We start from the raw sequence: 16,491 nt of genomic DNA, 5'->3' as shown, positions 1-16,491 counted from the left end.
TTGTATAGTATATGCAACAAAAAGTAAAGTAAACAACACAAATTTAACAAAAAAATAGATTGAATTTGTTGTTGACAACACAGTGTTGGAGGTATAACATGAGGGTGTGACATTTCAAGACCGGAAAGAAAGGAGGTTTTTCGGATGCGAAACAACGTTAAGTTTCTCAGACGAAGTAAAGAGTTTGACATGACCCAAGATCAGCTGGCTGAAGCGCTTGACGTTTCTCGGAGTACTATTTTCCATCTGGAAAATGGTAGAGATGTGAGTGGTGCGCTGATGTTGCGTGTCGCAAAATTCTTTAATAAAGACCCGAGAGAAATTTTTTTTGATGATAATGTTGGGTAAACAACACAACTTGATACGTCGGGGTGATTGAGTGAGTCGAGAAGATAAATTGAAAACCGTCGGTAAAAAGCTGATCTTACTTTCCAAGATGCGTTATGGGAGTAGAACAGATCCTTTAAAGGTTGCTGGGCTACTATCCCGTGAGGTGGGTTTGGATGAAAACATTGCCGTGTCCGCCATCTGTGCGGCGCAAGATGGGTGAGAAAGGGGGTGATAGCTTGAAAACATTAACAGTGGCCGAGACAGCTGAAAAGCTAAAGGTTTCCACCAGCACGGTTTACGCGATGACTCGCAAAAAACAGATACCTCACTTTAGGATTGGTCAGAAAATTTTCTTTCGAGACGATGCTTTGGAAAAGTGGATCACCCATCTTGAGGTAGGAACAGAATCATGAACAGACAAAATGTTGCCGATCTACTGGGCGAGCTGCAGCAGGCAGCTTTCTGGACTAATGAGAACACAGACTTTGCAGTGTTCATCCGTTATTCGGGGCATGCCCATTTGATTGCAGTTCAGATTTGTGAGTCGAAAGAATCTACCAAGGCCATTTTCAACAACGATATCTGGATTAGTCACCGCAACTCCGAAAGCGGAGCTGACAAAATCAGAGGTGCGATCAAACTTTTGAAGTGGCTGGAGCTTGGAGTTTAACGATCTGCAGGGAAAGGGAAATCAGCATGATTAACGGTGAGAAAGTTCAACAGATCCAATTCAGTTCGAACGAGCTGTGTGTGGTCGAAAATGAAATGAATGTGCTGCTGGTCTACCCGGAGAACGGTTTACTTTCGCTGCTAAAGCTTGAGAATCAGGCTGATATACTCGCGCTGAGAAACATGCTGAATCGGGCTTACCCAGAGGACAAGCCTGTTTATGAAAGGCGGTGAGGAAATTGAGCAAAGTACAGGACCTGGAGGCTGACGAAGTCATCGACTACTGCGCTAATGAGAAGTGTGGGAAAGAGATTCATATCGGGCAGCCGGTAACGAAGTTTGGTCATGAGCTGCTTTGTTCCGGGAAATGCCTGATCGAAAGGATCGGCGGCGTGACGATTATCGCTGGGAAGGAGGTGAAACCCGGCTATGAACGTAACCGGTAAGGTTTGGCTGGAGCTCACGAAGGACGAGCGTCTGATTGTACTGCAATTCGCTGTCAATGAGAATGCAAAGCGCTGGAAAAACGAAAACGCGGTCTGAACGGGGTAGGAGCCGTCAGACCGCAAGAACAAACACTTATGATACGGTCAGTTTAACACTGGCCAGAAGGAGATGCAATATGAAAGCGACTGGAATGGTACGCAAGATTGATGCGCTTGGCCGTGTGGTCATCCCTAAGGAGCTCCGCCGGACTCTGGGAATCGGGGAAAAAGACCCCTTGGAGATTTATGTTGAGGGTGAGCGAATTGTGCTCAGTAAATATCAGCCCGGCTGCTTCATCTGCGATGAAGCCGATTCAAAGAAGTTAAAAGAATTTCATTCCAAACTGATCTGTACGGACTGCATCAAATCGGTCGTTGAGCATTACGGTCAACAGCTCGCCAGAAATTAATCATAATCATAGGAGGACTCATACATGAATCTTGTACCTATCCAAATTACATTGCAGGCAGCCAACGCCGCAGATGTGCAGCAGCTCGTACACGACCTGGCCGGTACTCTCTCGGGTATGGCTGCATACCGGATCCCTGAAGAAACTGTGGTCTCGACCGTTGAGAAGCCAAAGTCGCGCCAGCAGAAGTCCGACAAGAAAGAACCTGAAGGCAAGCCTATTGATGTTGAAGCCATTGAAAAAGAGCTCGAGCAGGAAGCTACAGCTGACCAGAATAGCGATGAAATCCCTACGGTGGTTGAGCTCCGGGCCAAAGCTCAGGAAATCGGCAAGGATGCAAAGAAGAAGCCGGCCATCAAGGCACTATTGGACAAGTACGATAGCCCAAATATCTCAGAAGTGCCGGAGGGTAAACGCATTGCCTTCATGGCTGAGCTGGAGAAACTATGAGCCAGCCAGCTCATGCTCAGCGCGCTCATGCTCTGCTGGGAGCATCCAAGGCGGATCAGTGGATCAACTGTCCGCCAAGCGCTCGGCTCCAGGAGAACATACCGGACAAGCGCAGTGAATTTGCGGATGAGGGGACGGCAGCCCATGAGCTGTCTGAGCTGATCCTTCAACGAAGACTGACGCCTTGCAATGCGGCTGAGCGCCGGCGACTTGATAAAGCCATTGAAAAATTTAAGCAGACAAGCTCCTATTATAGTCCCGAAATGGATGACGCAGTGGCTGCCTATGTAGAGGTTGTAGAAGAACGCTTCATGGCAGCCAAGACTCGTTCATCGGATGCAGTCATTCTACTGGAGGAGCGTCTGGACTTCACGGAATGGGTTCCGGACGGGTATGGCACCGGTGACGTCGTGCTGATTTCTGACGGTGTCCTGGAGGTCATAGATCTCAAATACGGGAAGGGTGTACCGGTGAGTGCGATCGGTAACCCTCAGCTCCGGCTGTATGGCCTTGGAGCCTGGTCCAATTGGAACTATCTCTATTCAATTCATGAGGTCAGCATGACGATCGTACAGCCCCGGCTGGACAGTGTCAGCACGGATACGCTGCTGCTCGGTGAGCTCATCGAGTGGGCAGAGACGACCGTCAAGCCTGCTGCCACATTGGCCGATGCCGGCGATGGGGAATACAAATCCGGGAGTCATTGTCGTTGGTGCAAGGTGAAGGGCAGCTGCCGGGCTCGTGCCGAGGAGAATATGAAGGCCCTAGCGTATGAGTTCCAGGATCCGGCGTTACTCTCCCTGGATGAGGTCGGTTCGGTTCTGGTGGTGGCTGAGCAGCTGAAGGCCTGGGCGAAGGACGTAGAAGAGTACGCGTTCGAGCAGGCAAAAGCCGGTGCCCGTATTTCGTCCTGGAAGCTCGTGGAGGGCCGGAGTAACCGAGCCATTACGGATAAGGCTGCCGCCCGTAAGGCTCTAGAATCAGCTGAGCTTGAAGAGGATAAGTATCTTAAACCGCAGGAGTTGCTTGGTATTACGGATCTGGAGAAGAAAATCGGCAAAAAGGAGCTTGCTTCCTTGTTGGAAGGTTTGATCATAAAGCCTCCAGGCAAGCCGGTACTGGTGCCGGAGACGGACAAGCGGCCGGAGCTGAATAGCGTGGATCAGGACTTTGCTGGAGAGGAGTTTGAGGTATGAACCGCTTGTATGTAATTGTTGAAACCAACAAGAGCAGCTATAACGAGCAACGAATGGTAACACGTAACGGAGAACGAGAAGTTATTCATTATGCTGGCATATTGGCTTCTCGCGGTGGCTTGGAGGACGACATTGAGATCAACCGAATCTTCTCAGTGAACGAAAATGGAGACGTGGATCATCACGAGATTGAATTCAAACAGGGCCGACTGGTCTTAAGCAAATTACCTGCTCAGAAATAAATCATTCATATAAAAGGAGAAATGAACAAATGGCAATCGATAATCAATCAACGAAGGTAATCACAGGAACGGTACGTCTTTCTTATACTCATGTTTTTGAACCGCAATCCATTGACGGAGGGGACGAGAAGTATAGCACGGCGATTTTGATCCCGAAGTCCGACAAGGAGACGCTTCGCAAAATCAAAGCGGCTGTCGATGCTGCGAAGGAGCTCGGAAAGAGTAAATGGGGCGGCAAGATTCCGGCAAACTGCAAGACGCCGCTGCGTGACGGTGATGAGGAGCGACCAGATGACGAGGCTTATGCAGGGCATTACTTCTTGAATGCCTCGAGTAAAAACAAGCCTGGGATCGCCAAGCCGATCGGCAAGGACGGTAGCGGTAAAACCAAATTCCAAGAGATCACGGATACAACAGAAGTGTACTCCGGCTGCTACGCCAAAGTAAGCTTGAACTTCTATCCGTTCGATGCCAAAGGAAATCGCGGCGTTGCGGCAGGGCTGAACAACCTCGTGAAAGTACAGGATGGGGACTTCCTGGGCGGCCGCAGCAGCCTGAATGACGACTTTGATGGAGAAGACTTCGATGACATCGTAGATATCAGCGACGATGACGATTTTATGAACTAATTTTATTTCTAATGAGGGGCTTGGTATCAGGCCCCTTTTATTTACCGCAAAAACTCAAATCGGAGGGACTACATTATGCAAATTAATGAATTGGTGCAAGCAGCACATCAGAATGCAGTAGCTAAAGGTTGGTGGGAAGAGGATCGGAGCTTCGGGGAGATTATCGCCCTGATTCACTCGGAAGCTTCGGAAGCGCTGGAGGATCACCGGAATGGGCATGAACCATCTGAAATTTGGTATGAGCGTAAAATTGCTGAACCGCCGTCTTTTTACACAGTGAAAAAAGCACGGTACGCCACAGACAAACCCTGCGGCATTCATTCCGAACTTGCCGACATCTGCATCCGGGTGTTCGATGCCTGCGGTCGGTACGGCATTGATCTTGAAGCAGCCATTGAAGAAAAGATGACCTATAACGCGACCCGGCCGCAGCGGCACGGTGGAAAGAAGTTATGACTCTTCTACAAATTGACCTTGAAACATACAGCAGCGTTGACATTAAAAAATCGGGCGTCTATCCATACGTCGAGGCCCCTGATTTTGAGATTCTATTGTTTGCCTACGCCTGGAACGATGAGCCGGTCCAGGTCATCGATTTAGCGGATTTCGAACAGCTGCCAGAGGATATTCTCTCAGCTCTCACTGATCCGGAAATTATCAAGACGGCCTTTAATGCGAATTTTGAACGGACCGCGTTGGCCAAGCACTTGGGTGTGCCTATGCCGCCAGAGCAGTGGCGCTGCTCAAGCGTCCACGCCTTGACAATGGGGCTTCCGGGGGATCTGGACAGTGTGGCCAAGGTGCTGAAGGTTGAACAGCAGAAGGACAGTGCTGGCAAGGGCTTGATTAAATACTTCTCCACACCATGCAGGCCGACCAAGGCAAACGGCGGGCGGACCCGTAACCTCCCTTACCACGATCCAGTGAAATGGCAGCAGTACAAAGACTATAACAGGCAGGACGTAGAAGCCGAACGAGCGGTCCGGAAGATGATCGAGAAATACGAGATTTCTGAATTTGAACACAAGCTCTGGGCTTTGGATCAGAAGATCAATGATAGGGGCATTCTGCTTCATCCGGATCTGCCGGCACGGGCGATTGAATGTGATAACGCTTTTAAGGGACGAACGATGGAGGAAGCCAAAGATCTTACGGGCCTGGACAATCCGAACAGCCCAGCTCAGCTTAAGGCCTGGCTGGAAGAAGAGGAAGGGATCACAATTGACGGCCTCACCAAAGACACGATTCCGGTCTTGATCAAAGAAGTGAAGAGCGACCGAGCTCGTGACATGCTCAAGCTGCGGCAGCAGCTGGCGAAGACGTCAGTCAAGAAATACGAAGCTATGCAGCGCGCACGTTGCCAGGACGGCCGGGTTCGGGGGCTGCTGCAGTTTTATGGCGCAAACCGTACGGGGCGCTGGGCGGGGAGATTGGTGCAGGTGCAGAACCTCCCGCAGAACAAGATTCCCGATCTGGAGCTTGCACGGGATCTGCTTCTGGCCGGAGATTATGAGCTGCTGGAGATGCTGTTCGGCGCTCCACCATTTGTTCTGTCACAGCTGATCCGGACCGCGTTCATTTCCTCTCCAGGCGGGCGGTTCATCGTTTCGGACTTCTCGGCCATTGAGGCCCGGGTGATTGCCTGGCTCGCCGGCGAGACCTGGCGGCTGGAAGTATTCAAGACTCACGGCAAGATTTATGAGGCTTCGGCTGCACAGATGTTTCAGCTATCCCTCGAGGAGATCACGAAGGACCTACGGCAAAAAGGGAAGATCGCAGAGCTGGCGCTTGGATACGGCGGGGCTGTAGGAGCTTTGGAGCAGATGGGAGCCCTCAAGATGGGGCTGTCTCCGGACGAGCTGCCGCCGCTAGTGAAGACATGGCGTGCAGCTAATCCGAAGATTACACAGCTTTGGTGGGACGTGGACAAGGCTGCCATGACGGCTGTCCAGGAACGAAGAACGATCAAGATGCAGTACGGCCTGACCTTTTACTGCGAGAGTGGCTATTTGTTTATACGGCTACCATCCGGACGCTACCTGTCCTACGTAAATCCACGGATTGTTGACGGCAAATTTGATAAGCCGGCTCTCATCTATGATGGGGTGGACCAGACCAAGAAGACCTGGGGCAAGATCGACACCTACGGACCTAAGCTGGTCGAGAACATCGTGCAGGCGATCAGTCGGGACTGCTTGGCCGAGAGCATGCTGCGTCTAGACGCTGCCGGCTATGAAATACTGATGCACGTTCATGACGAGGTGATCTTGGACGAGCCCATGGAACGAGACTCCCTGGATGAAGTCACTCAGATCATGGGCGAGCCGATCGACTGGGCCCCTGGGTTGCCTCTGCGTGCAGAAGCATTTGAGACGGACTTTTATAAGAAAGATTGATCCAAAAGGGAGGTATCTGATTTGCGAGACAATGGATACAGTACGCCTGTTCCCAGGCGGGAGAATGAACTTAGAGCATCCGGCCCTGGGGAAGTCATTCAATATCAGTTGTCAGATGAAGAGTTAGCGAAGTATAGAGCCTTACCGGTTCCTCAAAAGCAAGGAAAAAGACCGATTGATCTTCGGATTGCCAATACGAAGGCGGAGCAACAACGCCGGAGAGCAGAAATGAAGGAGGAGAACGATATGCCAGATAAAAAGGAAGGACCAGCCTGCGGGCTAACAAGAGAAAACTTGATCGAACAGGTGGCGAAAGGTGAGACGCTGTCCAGCATTGAGAGAGCCTGGGGGATGAAGTACAACACAATCCACAACTGGGTGAAGAGATGGGACTTGAAAGGGATTAATCAGGCAAAGGCCCAGGAGCTGCTTGATCAGGCGAAACATCCTTTTGCTGCCCGAGGCGTCGAGGAAACTGGCTGCACTGAGCCCAAGGAAGTACTTAATTCCGAAACTGAAAGACTTGCACAGGAGAATGCAGCTATGAAGGCGGAGAATGAGAGATTGCTCCAGGAGCGAGACGATTACAAGCGAGCTGCGGAGGATTTAGAGTCCAAAACTCTTGAATATGATCAGTTTCTAGATCAATTCCATGAAGCCAAGGAGAAGCTGAATGATGAGCTTGAGCTGGTAGTTAAAGCCCGTGATGAGTATATGCGTATGTACCAAGAGCAATATGCATTTGCTCAGAGCTACTATGCGGAATGCTCGATTCTGAAAGCAGAACGGGACGAATTGCTGATCGATCGGTCCGCATTGCAGGATGAATTAACACCCATCGATAGCGATCCGGTTAATCATCCCCTTCACTACACTCGCGGCGGCATCGAGTGCATTGACGCCATTGAGGCGGCAACGGCTGGGCTATCTGGCTCTGAGGCTTACATCACCGGGGCAGTAATTAAATACCTTTGGCGCTGGAAGTGGAAGAACGGCAGAGAAGACCTGCAGAAGGCAGCCTGGTACATCGACCGATTGATCGGTGGTGATCAACTTGAACAAGCCAAGTAAGCAGGAGCTAGAACAACTGAAATCCCTGGGCCGCCAGCTCAATCGATTAGCTGGCACGACTGATAGTTTATATCGACGTCTGGGCATTAATGGTCGAGAACGTAATTATGTTGAACTGGCCAGGAATGCATCGGTTCAGCTCAAGCAGCTAGCAGGCGGGATAGACCAGGCGATATGCGATGCATAATGATCCGATTTTTCAAGATGTTCCTTGGGATTTAATATACGACGAAAACGGTGAGTTGATCGGCGAGGTCTATCTGATCTTGCCGGATCCGGCACCTTCATGGAGGAAAGCTTAATGAAGTGGGAAGCTTTTGAATGCGATGACTGCAAGCAACGGTTTGCGCTTGAACAGAAACCGGATGATGAGATTGAAGAACCATTATGCCCGGGGTGCGGCGGATATTATTGCGGTCCGGTAGAAGCAGAACTGTGGGAGAAAAGGGGTTAGGACACAATGGAAAACCCATTGGACGAAATTTTGAAAATCTCACACCTGTTACCTGCTTCAGTTCTCCAGGATATTAATCAGCGGATCGGTGACTGGCTGGCCGCCATGGGCGGCAAGGATACGGATCCATATATTGAACAGCAGTTAAGATTTGCAAAAAGGTTTGTGAAATAGAAACGTAATTGAGGTGGCAACATGCAGGAACTGGACATTAGCTTCGGCAAGCACCGGGCTGATACGAACTGGAAAACGGAATATCTGACTTGGGAAGAGTTCGTGGACCGGCTGCGGAAGGTCCGGCGGACAGCAGAGACAATGGCCCAATACGACAAGATGAACAACGCCACCCGCGGCAAAGTCAAGGACGGTCTTGCTTTTGTAGGCGGGCTCGTCCGGACCGGGCGGCGGAAGAAAGAGAATGTCGATAGCCGCAGCCTGATCACGCTGGACATCGATCGGGCAGACGAGGACTTTCTTTTCTGCGTAGAGCTGGTGCTCGGTGGGACAGCCTATGTCATTTATTCGACCCATAGCCACAGGCCAGAGAAGCCAAAATACCGCCTCATTGTTCCTGTGGACCGTAACATGAGCCCGGACGAGTACGCAGCCGTTAGCCGGAAGCTTGCGGAGCAGGTGGGTATGACATATTTCGACAAGACCACGTTCGATGTGCACCGGCTCATGTACCTTCCCAGCTGCAGCAAGGACGCCGAGCCAGTGCTTGAAGTATATGACGGAGATCCGCTCAGCGTGGATCGGCTGCTCAGTGAATATGAAGACTGGCATGATGTCATGGCCTGGCCGCGGCATCCGGAGGATAAATCTCCGGCTCAGCTGGCTGCAAAGAGGGCACAGGATCCCCGGGAGAAGTTCGGCACGATCGGTTTGTTCTGCCGGGCATTCACCATAGAGGAGGGCATTGATACCTTCCTATCCGATGTTTATGAAAAGGGCACCATGCCGGACCGGTACACCTACACCAAGGGCTCCAGTGGTAACGGCCTGGAAGTGTATCCGGAACAGGATCTCGCGTTCTCGCACCAGGACAGCGACCCGGTGGCAGACGGCCGGACTTATAACCTGTTTGATCTGGTCCGGGTCCACAAATTCGGGCATCTGGATGAGCATGTCAAAGAGCATACGCCGGATGTGAAGAAGCCGAGTCATCTGGCTATGGAGCAGTGGGCGATTCAGCGGCCAGAAGTTAAGCGCCTGGCTGCCACAGAACGGCAAGCCGATTTCTCCGAAATGGCTGCCGCGTTCGATGATGAGGACAGTAGTTCCGAAGATCCGGAGGATGATAGCTGGACAGAAAATCTGGAGAGACATCATAAGACCGGCGAGCTGCTACCGACTGCCGGAAACGTGGAGCTGATCCTAACATATGGCTCATGGCGGGAAACCCTGGCCTATGATGCTTTCGGCAATTCCGAGGTCATCCGGCGTCCCTTGCCCTGGCGTGAGCAGGAACGGCTAGGCCGGACCTATGAGCCGTGGCTGGGTGCCGATGATAAACGGCTGCAGCACTGGTTTGCCAAGGTGCACGGTATTAATTCCGCCAAGACGATCCAAAACGCTTTTACTGAGGTGGTTCATCGGAACACGTTTCATCCGATTAAGGCCTATATAGAGAGTGCAGCCTGGGACGGCCTGCCGCGGGCAGAGAGGCTGTTCATTGATTACCTGGGTGCAGCTGATACACATTACACCCAGCAGGCAACTAGGAAGATGCTGCTGGCGGCCGTTGCGCGACTGTATCATCCTGGCTGTAAGTTTGATCAGATGCTGGTTCTGGTAGGGCCTCAGGGCGCCGGGAAGAGCTCCCTGCTTGCGAAGCTCGGCCGGGAGTGGTTCAGCGATTCACTGCGGACATTTGAGAACAAGGAAGCCGGTGAACACCTGCAGAGCGGCTGGATCTTCGAGATCGGCGAGCTGTCGGCCATGAAGAAGACCGAGGTCGAAGAGGTCAAGGCATTTTTGTCCAAGACCGAAGACCGGTACCGAGTAGCTTATGACCGGCAGGTGTCTGAGTTCCCGCGGAAGTGTATCTTTTTCGGTACGACGAATACCCGGGACTTTCTCCGCGATGCGACAGGGAACCGGCGCTTTTGGCCAATTGAGATTTTTCCGGATCGTGCGGTCAAAAGCCATTGGAACGAATTGACCGAGGCAGAAGTGAGCCAAATCTGGGCTGAGGTTTTGAGCTGGTTTAAGGCGGGGGAAACCTTGGAGCTTGATCACGAGGCACGTATAGAAGCCGAGCGGCAGCAAGCTTCACACATGGAGACGGATCCGCGTGAGGGGCTAATACAGGAATGGCTTGATATGCCTCTTGAGGATGAAATGGGACGTCCTACGGATGATCTGCGGGACCGAGTGTGTGCAGCCCAGATCTGGACGGAATGCCTTGGAAAAAAGCGCGGCGATCTCCGGACCTGGGAGTCGAAAGAGATCATGGACATATTGCGCCGCATTCCTGGTTGGGCTGAGCGAAAGGGCAAAGCAAAGGTTCTGGGATATGGAGTTCAGAGGGTATTTGAGCGGTTGCCGTAGACGGTTGCCGAAGGGTTGCCGTGGTTGCCGTAAACGGTTGCCGCAGTTGCCGAAGATTGCCGCAAAACCAGATTAACGGCAACCGCCACAACCCTAAACATATCAAGGGTTTAAGGCTTCAGGTTGCCAAGGTTGCCGTAAAATCTACTATTTTAATAAAAATATAAATTAACCCATATACGTAGGGGGCACATATGGGTTAAACGCGTAAAACATGTGTACGCGTGTATATAAGGCAATTCGGCAACCGGAAGAAAGGGGATGCATATGCGAGAATCTACACTGGAACGCAGACTGGTCCGGGAGGTCGAACGGATCGGCGGGATAGCCCCGAAGTGGACCAGTCCAGGGAATCGAGGAGTACCGGATAGAATTGTGATTCTTCCGGGAGGAAAGACGGTCTACGTTGAAATGAAAGCACCTGGTAAGCCGCTGGCTCCCCTGCAGGAGCGCTGGAAGAGAAAGTTGCTTAAGCTGGATCAACGCCATTATAAAATCGATTCGGCTGAGGACATTGAGCGTTTTATTGACGAGGTGAGAGACATTTGAAATTTATACCGCACCAGTACCAGGATTACGCCACCAAGCGGATCCTGGATACCCCATACATTGCCCTGCTGCTTGAGATGGGATTAGGCAAGACAGTCAGCACTTTAACGGCCATGGACTTATTGCTGAATGATTACTTCGATGCCGGACGGGTGCTAGTAATCGCGCCGCTGAGAGTGGCCGAGGATACCTGGGCCCGCGAGATTGAGAAGTGGGACCATCTGCAGCACCTTCGGATCAGCAAGGTATTGGGAAGTGCCACGGCACGGCGTAAGGCCTTGAAGGCAGAAGCAGATATTTACGTGATCAATCGTGAAAATGTGGAATGGCTGGTCAGCGAGTACGGCAGCCAGTGGCCATTTGATACCGTGGTGATCGACGAGCTCTCCAGCTTCAAAAACCCGCAGGCCAAACGCTTCAAGGCTCTTCGCCGAGTCCGGCCGATGATGAAGCGTGTGATCGGCCTGACCGGCACACCGGCACCGAATAGCCTCATGGATCTCTGGGCACCCATGTACTTGATCGACCAGGGAGAACGCCTGGGCAAGACGATTACCGGTTATCGTGATCGGTACTTTACACCTGGCAGCCGTAGTGGCCATGTCGTTTATGAGTGGAAGGCTAAACAGGAAGCCGAGGGAAGGGTATATGAGGCCATATCTGATATTGCGGTCAGCATGAAAGCCGAAGACTGGCTGGAGCTGCCTGAGCGTATTGATCGGACGGTTCAGATGCCTTTAAGCCCGAAAGCCCAGGAGCAGTACAAGAAACTGGAGAAGGAGCTGCTGCTTCCGTTCCTGGATGCTGATGTTGTGGCCAGCACGGCAGCCGTCCTGTCCAATAAGCTTCTGCAGATGGCCAGCGGTGCTGTGTACGATGAAGACAAAGGCGTAAAGCAGATTCATAATGCCAAATTGGATGCTTTGGAGGATGTGATCGAGGCGGCAAACGGAAATCCGGTGATGGTGTTTTATAACTTTAAGCATAGCTTAAGCCGGATCCAGGAGCGTTTCCCGCAGGCCCGGATCCTTCGAAAAGGCAAAGACGGGAACGAAGATATCAGGGCCTGGAACAATGACGAGATTCCGTTGTTGCTTCTGCATCCGAAGTCAGCTGGCCATGGTTTAAACCTTCAGGAGTCAAGCTGCCGAACAGTCGTGTGGTTTGATCAGATCTGGAGCTTGGAAGAAGACCAGCAGGCCAATGCCAGGGTTCACCGTCAAGGCGTACGGCATAACATCGTGGTAATCCGCCTGGTAGCTGAGGGGACCATGGACGAGGAAGCCGTAGAGGCACTGGAACGAAAGGCGAGCGGACAAGATGCCTTGATGGAAGCCGTCAAAGCAAGGATCGAAAGGATGAAGGGTCATGAATGAACAACAAATGATAGAGCAGCTGTCCCAATACCGGCAGAAGAAAGCGCGGATACAGGTGCTGTCTAGTTACAGTGTGGGTGCCGGTATTACGGTTTCAAGACTCAATGGGGATGACCAGCTGCAGGAGCTGCACCGGAGGCTGAGAGGCCTTCCGTCGTACATGTACCTATCGGGATATGAGCAAAAACTGGAGAATGCAGCCCACGCCTATATGACCCGGTATCCTGCCGGCGTTAAGTCACAAAAACAAGCTGTTCCTGTCCAGGCTATGGATCCGGAAGATGAGCAGTTGCTTCGAGAACTGAGGAATAAGATCCAGAAGGTGATCGAGGCTAGAGGCTATGATGTTCGGGATGATGTTGACGAGGTGTTGGAGAGGCTGGCCGAGCTGCAGGACCTGCAGGCGGAGGTTGAACAGGTGGAGACTGTACTGGAAGCTATGGATACTTACGAACCGGACTTTGCCAATATCTTGAGGCTTCAGTATTTGGAGGGGAAGAGTGCTGGTGAAGTGCAGACAGAAATGAATCTTTCCAGAAGGACATACTGGCGTAAAATTTCAGCTGCTGAAATGGAGTATAAAAGATTGGCACGATAATGGCACTAAATTGGCGCACATATGTTCTTGTTTTGCGAGTCAACCCCTGCTAAAATGATATTGTACCCTTCGTGTAAGGAGACGGTCGGCAAAGGACCAACGTGCTGTTAGGCGGCCGTCTCTTTTCATTTCCGGATGTGGTGTAGCTGGGTAGCACGCTTGCCTTGGGAGTAAGTAGTGTAGGTTCAAATCCTGCCGTTCGGATTATTCATAACCATCTCCTTTTTGCCGTCTCGGATCGAGACGGTGTTTTTTAACGCTTAAATGATTTTACTAACCGGTCGAAATAATTCATAAAGCTGATTATTTGTGATAAAATAGATCCAAAGGAGGTACTGTAGTGAATGCACTTGATGTTCTGTTAAGAATATTAAAGTATGTCATCATGTATGTACCGGCTTTGTTCGGGTTACATACTTGGCTCTATAGTAAATCTCCTAAATATTATTTCTTTATTATTAGATTGTTCTCGAAGTGGCGTGACACTACTTGGAATGTCAATATTGAAATAAAGCTGGACGAGTTAGGTGATTCGTATCAAAAGCTAGAAGATGTTTTGAAATTTAAATATAAAAACAGTAAATACAGCAGACCTGTTAATATGACCAATAAAAAAATGTATGATGTGGATATTTTCAAAGTGCTAGTTCAGGATGATTTCCAGGATGGGCAATTTTCGCGTAATATTATGTTTGTGAGTATATCTCAATTAAACGTCACTCTTAATAATGCTGAAGAAAAACTCCGAGAGTTACGAGAGCTGTTTAACGATATAGAGAGAGCTCTAAGACCAAGAGCAGTAAGTTATAACTTGGATGTCCATTTCTCAAAAGGGAAAAATCCATTCTATGGGTTGATGGTGCAACGTTTAGGTAAAAACAATATTACTCATTTTGAGTGTTTTTTTCCTATTAGTGCGATTGTTCCGCGAACAAAAGATGGAGGTCCAGGCAGCAATAACCAAGTCCGTGTTTTTAAAGAAAAGCTAACAATTAATGAAACATCATTCGATATTGTAGAGGAGACCGCAAGAAGGGCTCTATTATTTAAGTGAGGTGGTCACTTGTTTAGTGTTAGCTGCTTTGACGTTACCCCGAATAATAATCAAGAACATATTGATGAAATCGTGAGAGAAGCCCATCATTTTCAGGAAATACAACGGGTTAACAATTTTGATGAGAGTCTGGATACTTACATTTTTGCCAATGAAACTTCACCGACAGGATATCAAAATTACAGGATTGTTACGGATGAAGTAATTGATTATCGAGCGAGGGTAAAGGGTGAATTTATTGATCAGGTAGTAAAACAAGGGTTATATGAAATTTACTACCATCCTGATCGTAACCGACTGGTTGCACTTTGTCGGAAAGATGATGCTTTCAAGGCAACTGGAATATTTGAGAACAGGTTCCCTATGCAACTAGAAAAACACAGGTTCAATATATTGGGCATTATTGAAGACTCAACTGATGTCCGGGGTGCACGATTTGACGTGAGAATTGAAACAGTTACTGGAGTTTCATTAAAAGGTTCAGGAATTAATAACACTCAATATTATGCTAATATGCTTAACTCCGGACAATTAACAGGTGTAATTGTAACTTATGACCATGGTGATAAGACTGTAACGTTTAGAGTCTCTGTCGATGGGACTTTGTTATTCTACACAAACCTTGACGAATATGAGTGTCTTGATTTTATTGATATGCTATATGCAATCTAAGCACCCTGGAGGGTGCTTTTTTATATTCTTTCTGAAAAGGTGTAATGTTAAGGGGTTGATCAATGCAGAATGATGGCTTTGCAGGAATTTTCATTGTGATGTCGAAAATTCTTACTTAAAGGAGAGTGACAGCATTGGATTGGTCCGTAAATTTATTTAACTGGGGGCAAATATGGGAAGCAGCAGGTCCTTTTATCATAAGCATAGTTGTTCTTTTGGCTTCTGTTATTATTGTCTTTCCACTTCTCAGCGTGATATTCAAGAGGTCAGCTAGACATCTGGTTGTACCTGCAGGATTTATTTGTATAGCAGCATCAGTAATAGCATTTATTGAATCAAGTGAGATATGGGCATCCAAATAAGCAGGCAGTCTCGCTTTGTTGTCGAGTGCCTTATTGATCTCTGCCCGTATCCAAAAGACAACCCGCCAAATTGACGGGTTGTCTGCTTATTTCCGATTATAAATAGCAGCTTCTTCTTTGCGGGCGAGAACGTCAGATCGCCAGAATAACCGTTCACGGTTTGTCTCTTTAACCGGCGTAAGTTTACCGCGTTTTACAAACGAGTGAAGATTCTGACGAGTGCACTCCAAGATCTCCATCGCTTCAGCAGTGCTGACCAGTTCATGAGAGATCCAGACAGCCAATTCTTCCTTGCTGTCAAATGAATACATTACCACTTCACAACCAGGATAATAGTATTCATTACGCTGATCAAAAAGGCGGCATAAGTTAGAAACGTCGTGGCTTTTTCTTTACGTGTCACAGCTTATCACTCCTTGTGTTATAATCGAAGAGTAAGGCGCACCCATTATATTTCATCCCCTAATCCCTGGCCCCTTTCGGGGCCGAGGTTTCGGGTTTTCCTACTTGGTGAGCAGGATGATGGTGGTGAGGATGGAGTTTATCAGGGTGACGACTGCAATCGTCAGCTTGATGTTTAACTCTCTTTCCTCTTTGCGCCTTACTCTTCTTGGCTTCATGTTTATCTCACCTCCTTATGTATTAATTATACCAAATTTATTTACGTACGTCAATATATATTAGAAATTATTTTTTGTTTAAGTCGCCTTTTTTTGGCGGCTTTTTATTTACTCATAGAAAGGGTGAGTACATTGGCACTAAAAAAATTCTGCCGTAAACTAGGATGCAATAAGCTCACCACTACTGGGTATTGTGAGGACCACCCTAAGCAGTCATTCGATAGGCAGAGGGGCACATCAGCAGAGCGAGGATATGATCATCATTGGCGTAAAGCTAGGATAGCCTTCTTAAGAGATAACCCACTATGTATAGACTGTCGAGAAGAAGGAAAGCTCATAGAAGCTACTGACGTAGATCATGAGATACCACACCGT

The 16,491-nt window shown here is 49.4% G+C and carries 24 protein-coding genes and 1 tRNA gene; 24 read left to right on the top strand and 1 reads right to left on the bottom strand.

Translation table 11 applies throughout. The features are described 5' to 3' along the window. Window positions 1–144 precede the first annotated feature (144 nt). From E6C60_RS12885 to E6C60_RS21150, 24 genes are all read left to right on the top strand, one after another. Window positions 145–348 carry a helix-turn-helix transcriptional regulator gene (locus E6C60_RS12885; RefSeq protein WP_138226215.1) on the top strand — a complete coding sequence of 68 codons (204 nt, stop codon included), beginning with the start codon at window positions 145–147 and terminating at the stop codon, window positions 346–348. A gap of 155 nt (window positions 349–503) precedes the next feature. Next, window positions 504–743, top strand: a complete 240-nt coding sequence (locus E6C60_RS12880) for a helix-turn-helix domain-containing protein (protein WP_325053153.1) — start codon at window positions 504–506, stop codon at window positions 741–743. Continuing rightward, entirely contained in the window at window positions 740–1,000 is a 261-nt protein-coding gene (locus E6C60_RS12875; RefSeq protein ID WP_138226214.1) for a hypothetical protein, read from the top strand. The genes E6C60_RS12880 and E6C60_RS12875 overlap by 4 nt, the downstream gene beginning before the upstream one ends. Window positions 1,001–1,026: 26 nt before the next feature. Further along, on the top strand, window positions 1,027–1,233 hold the full coding sequence (locus E6C60_RS12870) for a hypothetical protein (RefSeq protein WP_138226213.1): 207 nt from the start codon (window positions 1,027–1,029) through the stop codon (window positions 1,231–1,233). A gap of 5 nt (window positions 1,234–1,238) precedes the next feature. Further along, window positions 1,239–1,445: a hypothetical protein gene (locus tag E6C60_RS12865; RefSeq protein ID WP_138226212.1), complete on the top strand. Its 207-nt coding sequence runs from the start codon at window positions 1,239–1,241 to the stop codon at window positions 1,443–1,445. Between the two features lie 176 nt (window positions 1,446–1,621). Further along, window positions 1,622–1,894 (top strand): AbrB/MazE/SpoVT family DNA-binding domain-containing protein, encoded by a 273-nt coding sequence (locus tag E6C60_RS12860; RefSeq protein ID WP_138226211.1) that lies wholly within the window; start codon window positions 1,622–1,624, stop codon window positions 1,892–1,894. 24 nt (window positions 1,895–1,918) lie between these two features. Next, on the top strand, window positions 1,919–2,344 hold the full coding sequence (locus E6C60_RS12855) for a hypothetical protein (protein ID WP_138226210.1): 426 nt from the start codon (window positions 1,919–1,921) through the stop codon (window positions 2,342–2,344). After that, complete coding sequence (locus E6C60_RS12850) at window positions 2,341–3,540, top strand: DUF2800 domain-containing protein (RefSeq protein WP_138226209.1); 1,200 nt, start codon at window positions 2,341–2,343, stop codon at window positions 3,538–3,540. The genes E6C60_RS12855 and E6C60_RS12850 overlap by 4 nt, the downstream gene beginning before the upstream one ends. Beyond that, window positions 3,537–3,782 (top strand): hypothetical protein, encoded by a 246-nt coding sequence (locus E6C60_RS12845; protein ID WP_138226208.1) that lies wholly within the window; start codon window positions 3,537–3,539, stop codon window positions 3,780–3,782. The genes E6C60_RS12850 and E6C60_RS12845 overlap by 4 nt, the downstream gene beginning before the upstream one ends. Window positions 3,783–3,811: 29 nt before the next feature. After that, window positions 3,812–4,411: a DUF2815 family protein gene (locus E6C60_RS12840; RefSeq protein WP_138226207.1), complete on the top strand. Its 600-nt coding sequence runs from the start codon at window positions 3,812–3,814 to the stop codon at window positions 4,409–4,411. Window positions 4,412–4,486: 75 nt separating this feature from the next. Beyond that, complete coding sequence (locus tag E6C60_RS12835; protein ID WP_138226206.1) at window positions 4,487–4,867, top strand: nucleoside triphosphate pyrophosphohydrolase family protein; 381 nt, start codon at window positions 4,487–4,489, stop codon at window positions 4,865–4,867. Continuing rightward, the gene (locus E6C60_RS12830) at window positions 4,864–6,807 is read left to right on the top strand and encodes a DNA polymerase (protein ID WP_138226205.1); all 1,944 of its coding nucleotides are present in this window, start codon (window positions 4,864–4,866) and stop codon (window positions 6,805–6,807) included. Before E6C60_RS12835 ends, E6C60_RS12830 begins: the two co-directional genes overlap by 4 nt. Before the next feature lie 21 nt (window positions 6,808–6,828). Beyond that, window positions 6,829–7,878 carry a DUF3310 domain-containing protein gene (locus tag E6C60_RS21335; RefSeq protein WP_233280998.1) on the top strand — a complete coding sequence of 350 codons (1,050 nt, stop codon included), beginning with the start codon at window positions 6,829–6,831 and terminating at the stop codon, window positions 7,876–7,878. Continuing rightward, window positions 7,862–8,065 carry a hypothetical protein gene (locus tag E6C60_RS12820; protein WP_138226204.1) on the top strand — a complete coding sequence of 68 codons (204 nt, stop codon included), beginning with the start codon at window positions 7,862–7,864 and terminating at the stop codon, window positions 8,063–8,065. Before E6C60_RS21335 ends, E6C60_RS12820 begins: the two co-directional genes overlap by 17 nt. Window positions 8,066–8,179: 114 nt before the next feature. Further along, on the top strand, window positions 8,180–8,332 hold the full coding sequence (locus E6C60_RS20970) for a hypothetical protein (protein ID WP_175415290.1): 153 nt from the start codon (window positions 8,180–8,182) through the stop codon (window positions 8,330–8,332). A 6-nt stretch (window positions 8,333–8,338) separates the two neighbouring features. Continuing rightward, complete coding sequence (locus E6C60_RS20965; protein ID WP_175415289.1) at window positions 8,339–8,506, top strand: DUF6877 family protein; 168 nt, start codon at window positions 8,339–8,341, stop codon at window positions 8,504–8,506. Window positions 8,507–8,527: 21 nt separating this feature from the next. Further along, window positions 8,528–10,885 (top strand): virulence-associated E family protein, encoded by a 2,358-nt coding sequence (locus tag E6C60_RS12815; protein ID WP_138226203.1) that lies wholly within the window; start codon window positions 8,528–8,530, stop codon window positions 10,883–10,885. 267 nt (window positions 10,886–11,152) lie between these two features. Continuing rightward, on the top strand, window positions 11,153–11,434 hold the full coding sequence (locus E6C60_RS12810; RefSeq protein ID WP_138226202.1) for a VRR-NUC domain-containing protein: 282 nt from the start codon (window positions 11,153–11,155) through the stop codon (window positions 11,432–11,434). Next, entirely contained in the window at window positions 11,431–12,810 is a 1,380-nt protein-coding gene (locus tag E6C60_RS12805) for a DEAD/DEAH box helicase (protein WP_138226201.1), read from the top strand. The genes E6C60_RS12810 and E6C60_RS12805 overlap by 4 nt, the downstream gene beginning before the upstream one ends. Next, window positions 12,803–13,408: an RNA polymerase subunit sigma-24 gene (locus E6C60_RS12800; RefSeq protein ID WP_138226200.1), complete on the top strand. Its 606-nt coding sequence runs from the start codon at window positions 12,803–12,805 to the stop codon at window positions 13,406–13,408. Before E6C60_RS12805 ends, E6C60_RS12800 begins: the two co-directional genes overlap by 8 nt. Window positions 13,409–13,539: 131 nt before the next feature. Further along, window positions 13,540–13,612, top strand: a tRNA-Pro gene (locus E6C60_RS12795). Window positions 13,613–13,748: 136 nt separating this feature from the next. Beyond that, window positions 13,749–14,462: a hypothetical protein gene (locus E6C60_RS12790; RefSeq protein ID WP_138226199.1), complete on the top strand. Its 714-nt coding sequence runs from the start codon at window positions 13,749–13,751 to the stop codon at window positions 14,460–14,462. 9 nt (window positions 14,463–14,471) lie between these two features. Next, window positions 14,472–15,134, top strand: coding sequence for a hypothetical protein (locus E6C60_RS12785; protein WP_138226198.1), 663 nt, complete (start codon window positions 14,472–14,474; stop codon window positions 15,132–15,134). A 134-nt stretch (window positions 15,135–15,268) separates the two neighbouring features. Beyond that, the gene (locus tag E6C60_RS21150) at window positions 15,269–15,496 is read left to right on the top strand and encodes a hypothetical protein (RefSeq protein ID WP_217496332.1); all 228 of its coding nucleotides are present in this window, start codon (window positions 15,269–15,271) and stop codon (window positions 15,494–15,496) included. Window positions 15,497–15,582: 86 nt separating this feature from the next. Here E6C60_RS21150 and E6C60_RS12780 read toward each other — a convergent pair whose 3' ends face one another. Further along, complete coding sequence (locus E6C60_RS12780) at window positions 15,583–15,807, bottom strand: helix-turn-helix domain-containing protein (protein WP_138226197.1); 225 nt, start codon at window positions 15,805–15,807, stop codon at window positions 15,583–15,585. Between the last annotated feature and the right edge of the window lie 684 nt (window positions 15,808–16,491).

This window comes from Paenibacillus algicola (genome assembly GCF_005577435.1).
Lineage (GTDB): Bacteria > Bacillota > Bacilli > Paenibacillales > Paenibacillaceae > Paenibacillus_AQ > Paenibacillus_AQ algicola.
The sequence above is the reverse complement of the archived record's forward strand: the minus strand, read 5'-3'. Positions and strand labels throughout refer to the sequence as shown.